Origin of the sequence: Bacillus sp. XF8, assembly GCF_017498755.1 — a bacterium.
Classification (GTDB): domain Bacteria; phylum Bacillota; class Bacilli; order Bacillales; family Bacillaceae_G; genus Bacillus_A; species Bacillus_A bingmayongensis.
The window spans coordinates 14,847-28,352 of sequence record NZ_JAGDQK010000012.1 but is presented as its reverse complement, the minus strand read 5'-3'; the positions used below and the strand labels follow the sequence as shown (position 1 = coordinate 28,352).

Here is a 13,506-nt window from a genome sequence, read left to right as displayed (position 1 = left end):
CCTTTCTCCTACTAGCAGTTCAATTTACCCATCAATCACATAATCTTCAGCTATTGCTTTAATTGATTAGCTTTTTCAAATATCCCTTTCGCAATCCTCTTTGAATTATTCTGATCGACATATGAAAATAGGCGATTTCTAAGCAATGTATATTTTTCCTTTTCTTCAAACCCATTATTTATATAAAAAGTTAGTAATTGGATTAATTCCTCCACATGGACACATCTATCTCCAAATAATTCCTGCTCTACATCTAAATACCCGTTTAACATACCATCAAATTGAAAGAAAATAATTGGCTTTTTTAAATAATACATATCCCAAGAAACACTAGAATAATCTGTTATAAGCAGTGAAGATTCCATTATCAACTCATTAATTTTTATATCTTTGTATGTGACAAATTGTACATTTGAAGTCTTACACTGAAAATAACGAATAGAACTATGAATTCTTGGATGCATACAAAATTTTAAAATAGCGTTATGTTTCTCTAGTTGTTCAACAAGGGTTGCATCATTTAGCAGCCTTTCATATTGTCTATAAAATTGACTATCTAAAAACTCTTCCTCTGGCATCTCATCTAGCCACTCTCGCCATGTCGGTAGCAATAGAATTTGTTTTTGCTTCCCACTCTTATCTTGCAAATAATCCCACCTTGCTAATCCACTCACAATAATTTCATCTTCTGTATAATTAAAAAATTGTTTTACAATTTCTTTTTCGTATTCCGAAGATACACAAAATAGATTTGTTCCATTCGGACTACCTTTTTTAAAAATTGAATCTACCTTTTTCAAGCCTAATACACCGTGTTGTAAAAAAACGTGTTTTTTAGCATGAATAACTTTCTTTAACGTTCCTCTGTTTTCTTTCCATATATAACAGTGTGCTTTTGACTCAGAAGATATCATAAATGTACTAGCAAGGAGATAAATCATATGCTTGATGCTCATAAAATCTATAACTTTATCCTCATATTGATCAAGCACCTTATAGTCATTAGACTTTTTGTTAATTACATAATATAGATTGGGAATTCGTTTATGATCATAGCAATATTTAAAAAAATAGTAAGAATTATCTTGTGCAGTTTGGCTAAATTTCTCATATGCTAATACAATGTCTTTTCGATCCCAATACCATTTGAATGCATAGTATACAATTAATGCCAACTTTTCTTTCAAAGCATATTTTAACTGATCATAAGTTCCCTTCCTTCGATAATGTATGCTGAGTCCACCTTTAACAGTCACATATGGATATACTACATATCCATCTTCACTATGGTCACGCTGTAATCGATTGTTTAGCTTCATATTAACAATATAGCTGGGATGTTTAATTCGATAACTTTTAAGTTCATCAGATTTCAAATGAACATAAAAATCCCAAAGAAACGGACCTAGCTCAAGTTGACTCAGTTCTATCTCAAAGAAAACCTCCTTTTCAAATTCATTTGCGCTATTTTCCTGATACGGGAGTTGATAAACTTTATTTCCGTTCCTTTTTTTTAAAGTTATAGCCTCGACCGTACACTTATCTCTACATTTTATTCTAATGGCAAACTGCCATTTTTCTTTTTTCTTCTTAAATGACGTTATTCGTATTTTAGAAATTAACTTTCCGGAGGATTTTACCATTCGCTTCACTCTTTCTTCAGCATTTCAACGAATTAAATTCATATAGTTAAATATATGATTTTTAAGGAATTTGTATGTTATAACTCAACTATGAGCAATATACGAAGGTTTTAATCCCACCGTAATCATGTAAACACTTCATCAATTTAATTAGCATGTAAAAATATAGATATCTGATCAATAGTTATACCATCTGCGGATGAAAGTTTAAAATCATATTTATCAGAGCGATATATAAATGATGCTCCGTCTTCACTTACTAATTGTGCTTGACCTAACTTCTCTAACATCGCCACTTTAGGGATAGATATATTCTGTATTGTAACCTGCTTTACAGTAAACTGATGGTTATATAGAACATTGATATTTTTGTAACTATTTACTGTACCCTCTAATAGTTCTTCTGTATTTTTCGACTTCCCTATTATACTCTGTACATCTTGTTGATTTTTTCCTAATAAGGATATGCCACTTTCAAAGTTTTGGTTTGAGCCTGATAACTCACTTAACTTGTTAGAGATAGTCTCATACTGTAAAGCTGAGCTAAAAGGAATCTTACTTGACACACCCTCACTAATCCAACCTTCTGTTCCATCTTCATATACAAGCTTTAACCAGTTTATATCGTCTTTTTCATCTTTTTGCTGTTCCTTTACCACAAACGGTGTACCAAATTCCATCATAGCTACTTGCTGACTATTTAGATTTGGCATACTTCTAACCCTTGCCTTTGCCATTTTCACATATCGAACATCTAAATCTGCCAATGGGTTTTTTTTCTCTTCACTAGACACTTGTTTCTTTTTACTTACAGATTCTTCCTGATGAGGCTGGACAAACAAATCTTTTTTCAAATAAGCAGTACTTCCTACTCCGATACATAAAACCAATCCTGCCAATGGAATCATATATTTTTTCTTTTTATTCCGTTTCCTTGGATTTAATCCGGCATATCCGTATGTTGGTAGCTCCGTATCTAAAGTCTTAACATCCTCCTGCTCCATTTCCTGACCAGCTTGTTTTCTCTGTGCTTCTTCTTTAAACTTTTGCTGCTCTTCTTTACTCATAGCACGGTATTCTCTTAAAAACTGTTCGTATTTAGGCATTACATCTTGCATAAGCCCATAATCCTTAATTTCACCATATTCCAGCCATAACGCTTTTGTACAAAACTGTTTCACTTGTCCTAATGAATGACTCACGAAAAAGATTGTTTTCCCTTGTTCTTTAAATTCATTCATTCGCTTTAAACATTTGTCTGTAAATGTTTGATCACCTACAGACAAAGCTTCATCGATAACTAAAACATCTGGATTAATATTCACAGAAATTGCAAAACCAAGGCGAGATTTCATACCACTAGAATATTTTTTTACAGGCATATCAATAAACTTACCAATATCGGCAAACTCGATAATTTCTGGTGTTAATGTTTCAATCTCCTCTTTACTTAATCCCATCATCAAGCATTTCAATTCAATATTTTCTCGGCCTGTTAACTGATTATTAAGTCCGGCAGCTATAGCAATAAGTGCTATTTTACCCTTTATATCAATAGTTCCTGCCGTAGGTGGTGTAATACCAGCAATTAAATTGGACATTGTTGATTTACCAGATCCATTTACGCCAATAATACCTATTACATCACCTTTTTGAGCTTCAAAACTTAAATTTCTTAACGCGTAAAAATCTTCACCAAATCCGCCCGGATATATAATATCCTTTAACTTATCAGAACTTTTACTATGCATTTTATATTTTTTTGTTACATTATGAAACTTCACTGAATAATTCATTTTTTACAATCCTCATTATAGGTAGTCTACAAAATGTTTTCTAAATTTCACATGTACTGCTGTACCAATTAATAACATAAAGAACACAATGCCCCAGAAATAGAGCGCATACTTTATATCTTCATAAAACCAGCCTGTGCCTAAAAAGGCTTTTCGATAGCCTTCGACAATGTAGCATAATGGATTAAGTTGCATAATCTTTTGTAAAGCGTGCGGTAACTTCTCAGGAGTCCATAAAATAGGAGTTAAATAGAGTAGCATCCGCATTAAAGATTGTACTACCATTTGTACATCACGCACGATTGTGGATAACGTAGAAGTAATTAAAGAAAATGCAAAAACGAGCATAACTGTAGCAAACATATAATAGATCAATTGAATATAATGGATTGAAATCCCTTGACCCGATACTAAAAATATAAAAGTAACAATACCTACTAATATTAGATGTTGATAAAAGTTAGACATAATTACATAACTAGGAATAACGCTCATTGGAAAACTCATCTTTGAAATCATATTTAACCTTGTATAAATAGATTTAGAAGCTTGCAAAGTTGCAGGATTAATAAAGAACCATACCGCTACACCAGAAATCAACCAATATACAAATGGAACACCATTAACACCTGAACCGCCTCTTATTGCAATTCCAAAAACAAACCAATAAATACTCATTTGAATTAAAGGGTTTAACATTTCCCAAACAATGCCTAGATAGTTATCTTTATTTGTACTTTTAACTTGATAAATAGACAGACGTTTAATTAAATAGAGACTATTTATCTGTTCTTTTAATACCATAATCATTGCATTCATTTTATTGTGCCTCTCTAAAAAACACTTTCTCTACTACACGTCTAGATGCAAAACCATCTTCCAAATAACAGTAGTTACTATAGAAAGCATCGTATTTTTTTTCAAATTCGCCTAATCCATTCCTTTGGAACTTCATAATCTCTTCTAACACACCTTCACTTGTTGAAACAACTGGTCCAGGGGCTTCTTTTTCTAAATCAAAATAAAAACCTCTTAATTTATCACGATATGAATCAATATCATACGTGTAAAAAATAATAGGCCTTTTTAAATTAGCATAATCAAAAAAGACAGAAGAATAATCTGTAATTAACAAATCTGATAACACGTATAATTCATTAATATCAACATGATGCGAAAAATCATAAACAAATCCTTTATAGGGGGTTAAATCAAACTGCTCTGCTACTAGATAATGCATCCTTAGCAGGATGATATAATCAGAACCTAACTTTTGTTGTAAAAGGCTTAAATCCAATTGCAAGTCTAGCTTATAACGCCCTTTACTATAAAATTGATCATCCCTCCACGTTGGAGCATATAAAATAACTTTTTTATCTACGGGTAAACCATTCTTTTTCTTTATCTCTTCAATTTTCTTATCATTATTTTTTACATATAAAAAATCGTTTCGAGGATATCCCGCCTCAACTACATTTTTCTTAAATTGAAACGCCCTTTGAAAAATCCCTGTGGAATATGCATTAGGTGATAATAAATAATCCCAATTTTGCGCTTCTCTTTTGAAATTTTCCTTATATTTTTCTGTGGTTGTTCCTGGCATATGGACTTCATTCATATCCATTGCTAATTTCTTTAATGGTGTACCGTGCCAAGTTTGTACATAGGTGGTGTGCTTCGGTTTTGGGAGCCACAATGGCATCCGACTATTTGTAACCCAATATTGTGCACGTGCCATTAAAATAAACCAACGAAGCGAAAAACGTTTAATATATGGAATATTTACCTCTTTAAACTGTACTGTGTAATTTTTATCCACACTCCAAACCATATGGAATCCTGCATGTTGCTGCTCCATATATTCATATATCGCACGCGGATTACAACTATACTGTTTGCCCGAAAAACTTTCAAAAACAACTAATTTTTTCCGAACAGGTAAACGACTACAAGCGACAAATATCGTTTTACAAACAACCTTTATGATTCGATGGTTTTTTATTCTTTTGATTACATCCATTATTATTAATCACCTTCTAACTACAATTAGCCGTTTTATAAATTACACACTAACAATTAAAATTCTTACATAAATAAAAAAGCTAAGTAATTTTCATGAACCCCAACTTAGCCTCTTCCACTTGCTACTTATGACATAGCTTAAATCTCAATTTCATTTCGATCAAATAAGTAATTCACTAAATTCCTACTTGAATTACCATTTGAATATTGATTCCACCGTGCATTAAATTGTTCCAATTTTTTAATATCGAATGAATGATTTTGTATCGTCTCAATAATTTCAGCCGAATTATACACAACGGGTCCAGGGACATCTGACATAAAATCTCCAATGATTCCTCTTTTCTTCTCATATTTCTTTAAATCATATGTGAAAAATATCATTGGCTTATTTAATAAACAAAATTCAAAAGGTACAGAGGAATAATCTGTTATTAAAATATCTGTTACTAAAAACAAATCATTTATATTAGGATATAAAGAATAGTCATATAAGAAATTTTTATATGTTTCCTTGTATTCCATTTTATTTCTGATAGCAGGATGTAATTTAATAACAAGTAGGTATTCGTCTTTTAAAGCTTCATACATTGCATCAATATTTAAATGTAAATCAAAATCTTCCAGCTCTTTATCTCTAAAAGTCGGAGCATATAAAATTACTTTTTTCTGTTTTAACTCCGGATTACTACAAACAAGATTATTAATAATGTGTGTTTGATTGTCTTTATTAAAAAATAAATCCGTGCGTGGAATACCTGTTTTTAATATATTTTCGGGGGTGATTCCAAATGCATTTATATAAACTTCTGCTAATGCATCTGATCCTACAACAATCTTATGAAAATTTTTATATACTCTTAAAAATCTATTTTGAGCATATTTACTTCTCCTTTTAAATGAAGGGGCTAATAATCCAAACTTTTTAATGGCACCTGCCGCATGCCAAATTTGAATACACTCTACACCGCTTCTAAATTGCACTGTAGATAGAGATCCAAAATAATTATCAATAATAACACGTTGAGATGTTGCTAAATGATATATTGCTTGTACCGTTTGTACTATGCTTTTTGTTTCAAATGCGAATGACTTTACATCCGGATAACTTTTCACTTCATATTTACAAGTTGATTTATATAAAAAAACAACTTCACAATCTATATGTTGCCTCTTCATCTCTTCATAGATACAGATAAGGTTTTCCCCATACGACATAATAAAGGTTACCTTTTTTTTAAGAGGAAATAACTTTGCTATACTAAATAGGATTTTGAATACAATTAGATATACTGTGATAATAAATTCTCGAAACATACTATACTACCTAGCAACTAGCACTAGCTCCTGTTTAATTTTAGTCGTAGAAATTCCTATTGTTCTTGGTAAATAAACAACTTCACAGTGTTCTTTTAAGAAATCGAACTGCCCTTTCCAGTCATCACCCATTACAAAAATATCTACATCTTGTTCTTGTACATCTCGTACTTTTTGTTCCCAATGATTTTCAGGAATTACCTCATCTACATAACGAACTGCTTCTAAAATCATTTTACGATTTTCATAACTATGATAAGACTTTTTATTCTTTAATTTATTAAACTCATCTGAAGAAACAGCAACGATTAAATAATCTCCTAGATCTTTCGCTCTCTTCAACAAGTTAATATGTCCCCAGTGCAATAAATCGAAAGTGCCATATGTAATAACCTTTTTCATAATCATGCCCCCTGTGAAGTATTCTTGTTTTATAATTATTTTGTTTAAAAATATCTTTAAATCAGGGATTCTCCTACACATATGAATGGTAAGAAAAACTCAATTTTACCAACGGAAATCTAACAAAAATTTACATTACATTTACATTAAGTTCACACGAAATTCACAAGAGTGATTATAACATAATTTTTATTGACAAACTATGACAACCATCTAACAATTCTTGTCATATTTAGTCGTAGAAAGCGTTTTCTTGTCTAATGTTACAAAACCTTGGCGTATTTCTTTATGTACAAAAAAGTGCAAAGAAAATATTTTTCTTTGCACTTTTACTATTTCTTTTATAAATTTTTTAATTTTATTTCAACATACGCTTCGGCAATTTATCAATATTCTCTAACATAATGCCCGTACCAACAGCAACACAGTGCATTGGATTTTCAGCGATTAGTACTGGTACTTTTAATTCTTCTGCAAGAAGCATGTCGATACCGTGTAGTAATGCGCCGCCGCCTGTTAAGATAACACCGCGGTCAATGATGTCTGCAGATAGTTCTGGTGGTGTACGCTCTAATACACCTTTTGCAGCTTGTACAATAATAGAAGCGTTTTCTTTTAGTGCTTCTGTAATTTCTTCTGAACATACTGTGATTGTGCGTGGTAAGCCTGTTACCATGTCACGTCCACGAATTTCAAGTTCTTCACTACGTGCACCTGGGAATACTGTACCGACTTTAATTTTAATATCTTCTGATGTACGTTCCCCGATTAATAACTTATACTTGCGTTTAATATAGTTTAGGATCTCCATATCAAACTTGTCACCGGCCATTTTGATAGAGGAGGAGGTAACAATATCACCCATTGAAAGTACGGCAATATCTGTTGTACCCCCGCCGATATCAACAACCATATTTCCGCTCGGTTGGAAGATTTCCATACCAGCACCAACAGCAGATACTTTTGGTTCTTCTTCTAAGAATACTGTTTTACCACCTGAACGTTCAGCAGCTTCACGAATTGCTTTTTGTTCGACAGATGTGATGTTTGTTGGACAACAAATTAAAATACGAGGTTTTGAAAAGAAGCTCTTCACGTCCAGTTTGTTAATAAAATACTTTAACATTGCTTCTGTAATTTCAAAATCTGCGATTACACCATCTTTAAGCGGACGAATCGCTACAATATTTCCAGGTGTACGTCCTACCATACTTCTTGCTTCTTCACCTACCGCTAATACTTTTCCAGTATTGCGATCAATTGCTACAACAGACGGTTCGTTTAAAACGATCCCTTTACCCTTTACATGAATTAATACGTTAGCCGTGCCTAGGTCAATTCCGATATCTCTCGCAAACATTCCTGTTTTTTCCTCCTTGATATTCAAAATCAGGTTGTACCCGAATTCTTTTACACCTAATTCCTGATTTTATCATATTTTTAACAGAAACGTAATATTTGAAAAGATAATTCTTCTGAAAAATGTTCCATAATAATCAAGGAATGTTTGCCATATCATAAATTATTGCCGCACGGTTTTTTCTGTATCTTCTTTTCGATACTTCTGCTTCGTCGCTTCCCCGCCTCTTAGATGGCGAATCGACTTATGATAATCTAGAATTTCTTTCACTTCATTTGCGAGCTCTGGATTAATTTCTGGTAAACGTTCTGTCAAATCTTTATGAACTGTACTCTTTGATACCCCAAACTCTTTCGCAATCACACGAACTGTTTTTCTTGTCTCCACGATATACTTGCCAATCTTGATAGTTCTCTCTTTGATGTAATCGTGCACACCACTCGCCTCCCTAAATTGGATGTGAGAAGTGTGAAATGAGACTCGCTGCATATGACTAAGAAGTAAATTCGAGTGCTGTTTGTAAGCGTTAAACATTCTGGAATTTATAATGAAATGATTCACGATTTCTCACCTCAAACACTCTCTTTGCATTGGTTTATATCATTGTATTGCTCGCATTACTGATATATGCTACAAGTTGAGTATTTTTGAGGACTAAGTTAAGAAAAATTACAATTTTGTGTGAGAAATACGTTAACAATGACAATTTTCACTTGATGGGCTTCTATACAAAAACAAAGAATGACGCCTCTTTTCAAAGGCGTCATTCTTCTCGATCACATTCTTCTTCTAGTAATTGATGGTGGGGAACTTCTTTCTTACTAGCAATGTAATAATATAAAGTAAATAAAATAAACAATAAAATAAGAGCAATCGACAGAACAAATAAAAATGACACAGAATCCCCTCCTTTTCTTAATATATATTCGAGAATTCTGTCCAATTTCCTTGTTATTGCTATTTTTTCCGAAAAACGAATTATTTTTATATAATAGTAAAAAAATCAGCCCCCCTAGTGAGAACTGATTTTTTCATTTTACTATTCTTGTGTAGAAGAAGGGTCGCTAGATGATTCCGTAGAACCATTTGTTGATTTTTCTTCTTTTTGCTGTTTTTCATCAGCTGAGCTATTTGTTGATTTCTCTTCTTTCTGCTGCTTGTCTTCTGTTTGGCTGTTTGTTGCCTTTTCATCAGCAGAGCCATTTGTTGACTTCTCTTCCTTCTGCTGCTTGTCTTCTGTTTGGCTGTTTGTTGCCTTTTCATCAGCAGAACCGTTTGTTGACTTCTCTTCTTTCTGCTGCTTGTCTTCTGTTTGGCTGTTTGTTGCCTTTTCATCAGCAGAACCATTTGTCGCTTTTGCTGCTCCTGCTTCTGCTTTTACATCTGTCGCAAGTTTGTTAAGGTAACGCTCTGGATTGACAGCTACATTATCTTTACGTACTTCAAAGTGTACATGGGAACCTGCTTCCTTATTCATTGCGCTTAAGCCGGATTTTCCTAACACTTCACCTTGTGCAACTTTTGCACCTTTTTCTACTTTTACACTGCCTAAGCTTTGATAAGATGTCGCAAGACCATTTCCATTATCAACTGTTATAACATAACCGAGAAGCGAATCTTTTTCCGCTTTTGTTACTGTACCGCTTAAAGCAGCTGTAACATCAAATTCTTTCCCATTTTTCGCAGCAATATCGATTCCTTTATTAGGAGAATATGTGTTGTTATAAAAGACAAGTGCTTGTTCTTGCTCCTCCTCTGTTGCTGCATCCTCATAAAACTTTTTCTTCACAACAACTTCTGCATTTGCTGCAGCTGGCATTTTCACAACTTCTGAAGACTTCGTTACCGGTATTCCTGGATCTTCCGTTTGGCTATACGGCGTTGCTTGCTCTTTATTAGGCGCTTTCTTTGGATTAGCTGCCTGGAACCATAGAGCAACCGTTAAGATTACCGCTGCACATGCAATATAGATTGCCGGAAATACCCACCGTTTTTGAAATAAATGAACTACTTTTCGCGACTTTTTATTATTCCTTCCTCGCATTCTATCATCACCTCAGCAATCATTTTGAACAATATTCATTCATCCTATACAACCTATAACTAATTACTTTTCGACAAAATATGTAAATATATGTATAGAAATTACAAAATTTCCGAGGAAATGATAGAAAAAAGAAAAAACTGAGCGCTTTGGCTCAGTTTTTTAGTCTAGTTGTTTCTTTTTGTAGACAATAAGACACAAAATAATTGAGATAATTAACCAAATGGAGATATTTAATAGGTTTGTGTCGATTGCAGAGAAACCTTTATCCTCTACTATACTTACAACCGCATCAAAAATATGGCTTGTCGGTGAATAAGATAACACTTTTTTCAAAACATCATTTTTTATAAAATGACTTAAAAATGGAGCCATGAGTAAGATCATTGCAATCGGTGATGCAATAACAGAAACTTGCACTAAATTTTTAGCTAAAAGAGCAATAATTGTCCCAAATACGATGAATAATAATGTTCCTAATAAAATTAACATAAACATGAACAAAATACTTCCCTGTAAAATATCTAATATAAATAAATTAAGAAAACTTATAGCAAACGTTAAAACAATGATTGGTAGTGCTTTTCCAATAATAATTTCAACTGGAGATGCAGGAGATAGCATAAGCACACGTAACGTATGTTTCTCCTTCTCTTCTGCAATAAGAGTTGCCTGTGAGATTGTTGTAACCATACATAATACCATGACGATTACAATCCCTCCCATAAACTCCTTACCCTCTCCCATTTGCTTATAAAACAACGCCAATCCAAGTGGTAAAATTGCCATCAATAATATTTGTGCGTTATTTTTCAAATCCTGCATCTCTTTACGTAAGATAGCTGATAACCGTCTCATTGAAAATGTCATTATAATCCCCTCCCAGTTACTTCAATAAAAATATCCCCCAAAGTCGGCTCATGCGAATGAATCGATAATAATTCACCTTTTTTCATCCATTCTGAAATCCGTTTTGCCCCTAATTCATCTTTTTGCACGGTTTCTTTTTTCTTATCTTTTAAAACAACTTCAATTTTGTTTTTTGCATATTGTAAACGGAGATTTTCTGGTGTATCAAGCGCTACAATTTCTCCGCCGCATAAGAAGGCAATGCGGTCGCAAAGTGTTTCTGCTTCATCCATGTTGTGCGTTGTTAAGAAGATTGTTGTTCCTTCTTTATTTAAATCTCTTAAGATATTATGAATGTTTTGAACGTTCACTGGATCAAGCGCAGACGTTGGTTCATCTAAGAAGAGCATATCTGGTTTATGCAGGATTGCTCGTGCTAACGTAACACGTTGCTTCATCCCCTTTGATAATTTTTTTACTGGTGTTTTTTTATCTTCTATTAGATTCACTTGCGATAGCACTTCATCAATTCGTTCTTTTTTGCAGTCGTATAAGTCACAAAATAATAGTAAGTTATCATAAATGCTAAGTCTTTCATATAAACCGCTATTATCTGTTAAAATGCCAATTCGTTTATAATCGATGCTGCTTGGTCCTGTAATATCTTTTCCTAGTACTCTCACTTTCCCAACACTATGAAGCAATTGGGAAGTTAAAATTTTCACTGTTGTTGTTTTTCCTGATCCACTCGGTCCAAGAAACCCGAAGATCTCCCCTTGCTTCACTTCAATATTTACATTTCGAAGTGCTGTTTTCTCATTAAAGGTTTTCATTACATCCTTCATTTCAATTGCCAATGTCATTTCGTCATCCCCTTTGTTTTTTCTTCTATAGATAAAATTAGCTTCAGCGACTCGTTTGCCGCCTCGGCTTGTTGTGTTTGCTTTTCTTGACTCAATCATATGAAAAACAAAGGGATTACGCAGTAAAATACCGGTAAAAGGAGTATTTTTACCGGTGAATGAATCCTATTTCTGTCCCACTAGCGCATAATTACAGTCCAATAACATCTTTTAATTCATCCATTCGACCTTTCGAAAGTGGAATGGAACTTTTTCGTTCATCATCTAAAATTAAACTAAAGCTATTACGAGTCCAAGTGATAACTTCTCGTACACGCTGTAAGTTAACAAGGTAAGAACGATGACATCTAAAAAATCCAAATCCTTTTAATCTCTCTTCTAATTCACTTAATGTTAACGCACAAACAAAGTCCCCTTCGCGAACATGAATATGCGTCGTTCCATTTTGCGTTTCGATAAAGTGAATCTCCGTTGGATCAAGTAAAATGATTTTATCGTTCACTTTTGCCGGGATTCTTTCAAGCTTCATTTGCGGAATCATTTGGACAACTTTTTCTGGATCTATCTCTTCATCTTCTTCCTGCTCAATTTCTACTTTTTTAACGCCATCTTGATTTAATATATACACATCTTCTGTTAAAGAGAGTGCATCCGACAAAAAGGATGATGTAATAAAGATGGCCTTCCCTTGTTCTTTCAACCGCATAATTGCTTTTCGAATGATAATTGTACTTTCGATATCTACATTTTGTTCTGGTTCTTCAAAAATGATTAGATCTGGGTTATGAATGATAACCCGGCCAATATGAAGACGACGTTTTTCGGAAAAGGAAAGCTTTTCGATTTTGACATTCATCTTATCGAGTAAACCAACATGTTGGACAACTTCTTCTATGCTAATATTCGATTCATATAATCCGGATAAAAAAGAAAAATATTCTTTCACTTTCAAACGATCATATGCTTCATCTTTTAAAAAACAAAAACCAATGCGCGAGTAAACTTTCTTTCCCATTGGCTTCCCATCAAATAAGACACTCCCTGAAGACGCTTCTTCTTCACCAATCATAATGCGTTGCAAAACTTTCGCAGTATGATTGTTACATTGCAGCACAACACATTGCCCTTTTTCAATTTCTAGCTGAACCATCGGTAACTGATTTGTCTTCCCCAATTGTTTTAGCTCCAGTAACGCCATTCTTTCTCCTCC

13 protein-coding genes are annotated in these 13,506 nt (G+C 33.4%); all 13 read right to left on the bottom strand.

Going from position 1 to position 13,506, the window contains the following annotated elements:
- Positions 1 to 50 precede the first annotated feature (50 nt).
- A complete protein-coding gene (locus tag J4P91_RS08685) occupies positions 51 to 1,643 on the bottom strand; it encodes a CDP-glycerol glycerophosphotransferase family protein (RefSeq protein ID WP_207993635.1) in 1,593 nt (530 codons plus the stop codon).
- A gap of 146 nt (positions 1,644 to 1,789) precedes the next feature.
- Complete coding sequence (gene tagH, locus J4P91_RS08680) at positions 1,790 to 3,439, bottom strand: teichoic acids export ABC transporter ATP-binding subunit TagH (protein WP_207993633.1); 1,650 nt, start codon at positions 3,437 to 3,439, stop codon at positions 1,790 to 1,792.
- 15 nt (positions 3,440 to 3,454) lie between these two features.
- Positions 3,455 to 4,258: an ABC transporter permease gene (locus J4P91_RS08675; protein WP_207993632.1), complete on the bottom strand. Its 804-nt coding sequence runs from the start codon at positions 4,256 to 4,258 to the stop codon at positions 3,455 to 3,457.
- A 1-nt stretch (position 4,259) separates the two neighbouring features.
- Positions 4,260 to 5,459, bottom strand: coding sequence for a CDP-glycerol glycerophosphotransferase family protein (locus J4P91_RS08670; protein WP_207993630.1), 1,200 nt, complete (start codon positions 5,457 to 5,459; stop codon positions 4,260 to 4,262).
- Positions 5,460 to 5,599: 140 nt separating this feature from the next.
- The gene (locus tag J4P91_RS08665; RefSeq protein ID WP_207993629.1) at positions 5,600 to 6,778 is read right to left on the bottom strand and encodes a CDP-glycerol glycerophosphotransferase family protein; all 1,179 of its coding nucleotides are present in this window, start codon (positions 6,776 to 6,778) and stop codon (positions 5,600 to 5,602) included.
- A gap of 6 nt (positions 6,779 to 6,784) precedes the next feature.
- Entirely contained in the window at positions 6,785 to 7,180 is a 396-nt protein-coding gene (gene tagD / locus J4P91_RS08660; protein WP_207993625.1) for a glycerol-3-phosphate cytidylyltransferase, read from the bottom strand.
- A 358-nt stretch (positions 7,181 to 7,538) separates the two neighbouring features.
- Positions 7,539 to 8,540, bottom strand: coding sequence for a rod shape-determining protein (gene mreB / locus J4P91_RS08655; protein ID WP_207993624.1), 1,002 nt, complete (start codon positions 8,538 to 8,540; stop codon positions 7,539 to 7,541).
- Positions 8,541 to 8,702: 162 nt separating this feature from the next.
- Positions 8,703 to 8,975: a sporulation transcriptional regulator SpoIIID gene (gene spoIIID, locus J4P91_RS08650; RefSeq protein WP_042981008.1), complete on the bottom strand. Its 273-nt coding sequence runs from the start codon at positions 8,973 to 8,975 to the stop codon at positions 8,703 to 8,705.
- 328 nt (positions 8,976 to 9,303) lie between these two features.
- Complete coding sequence (locus J4P91_RS08645) at positions 9,304 to 9,438, bottom strand: hypothetical protein (protein ID WP_017153524.1); 135 nt, start codon at positions 9,436 to 9,438, stop codon at positions 9,304 to 9,306.
- A 141-nt stretch (positions 9,439 to 9,579) separates the two neighbouring features.
- Entirely contained in the window at positions 9,580 to 10,584 is a 1,005-nt protein-coding gene (gene spoIIQ, locus J4P91_RS08640) for a stage II sporulation protein SpoIIQ (RefSeq protein ID WP_207993623.1), read from the bottom strand.
- 162 nt (positions 10,585 to 10,746) lie between these two features.
- Positions 10,747 to 11,454, bottom strand: a complete 708-nt coding sequence (locus tag J4P91_RS08635; protein ID WP_207993622.1) for an ABC transporter permease — start codon at positions 11,452 to 11,454, stop codon at positions 10,747 to 10,749.
- Positions 11,454 to 12,296, bottom strand: a complete 843-nt coding sequence (locus tag J4P91_RS08630; RefSeq protein ID WP_207993620.1) for an ABC transporter ATP-binding protein — start codon at positions 12,294 to 12,296, stop codon at positions 11,454 to 11,456. Before J4P91_RS08630 ends, J4P91_RS08635 begins: the two co-directional genes overlap by 1 nt.
- Positions 12,297 to 12,486: 190 nt before the next feature.
- On the bottom strand, positions 12,487 to 13,494 hold the full coding sequence (locus tag J4P91_RS08625; RefSeq protein WP_207993618.1) for a LytTR family transcriptional regulator DNA-binding domain-containing protein: 1,008 nt from the start codon (positions 13,492 to 13,494) through the stop codon (positions 12,487 to 12,489).
- Positions 13,495 to 13,506 lie beyond the last annotated feature (12 nt).

What these genes read in the sequence shown, in the direction of transcription:
- J4P91_RS08685 (WP_207993635.1), bottom strand. Translation starts at nt 1,643, where the DNA reads ATGGTAAAATCCTCCGGAAAGTTAATTTCTAAAATACGAATAACGTCA.
- tagH (WP_207993633.1), bottom strand. Translation starts at nt 3,439, where the DNA reads ATGAATTATTCAGTGAAGTTTCATAATGTAACAAAAAAATATAAAATG.
- J4P91_RS08675 (WP_207993632.1), bottom strand. Translation starts at nt 4,258, where the DNA reads ATGAATGCAATGATTATGGTATTAAAAGAACAGATAAATAGTCTCTAT.
- J4P91_RS08670 (WP_207993630.1), bottom strand. Translation starts at nt 5,459, where the DNA reads ATGGATGTAATCAAAAGAATAAAAAACCATCGAATCATAAAGGTTGTT.
- J4P91_RS08665 (WP_207993629.1), bottom strand. Translation starts at nt 6,778, where the DNA reads ATGTTTCGAGAATTTATTATCACAGTATATCTAATTGTATTCAAAATC.
- tagD (WP_207993625.1), bottom strand. Translation starts at nt 7,180, where the DNA reads ATGAAAAAGGTTATTACATATGGCACTTTCGATTTATTGCACTGGGGA.
- mreB (WP_207993624.1), bottom strand. Translation starts at nt 8,540, where the DNA reads ATGTTTGCGAGAGATATCGGAATTGACCTAGGCACGGCTAACGTATTA.
- spoIIQ (WP_207993623.1), bottom strand. Translation starts at nt 10,584, where the DNA reads ATGCGAGGAAGGAATAATAAAAAGTCGCGAAAAGTAGTTCATTTATTT.
- J4P91_RS08635 (WP_207993622.1), bottom strand. Translation starts at nt 11,454, where the DNA reads ATGACATTTTCAATGAGACGGTTATCAGCTATCTTACGTAAAGAGATG.
- J4P91_RS08630 (WP_207993620.1), bottom strand. Translation starts at nt 12,296, where the DNA reads ATGACATTGGCAATTGAAATGAAGGATGTAATGAAAACCTTTAATGAG.
- J4P91_RS08625 (WP_207993618.1), bottom strand. Translation starts at nt 13,494, where the DNA reads ATGGCGTTACTGGAGCTAAAACAATTGGGGAAGACAAATCAGTTACCG.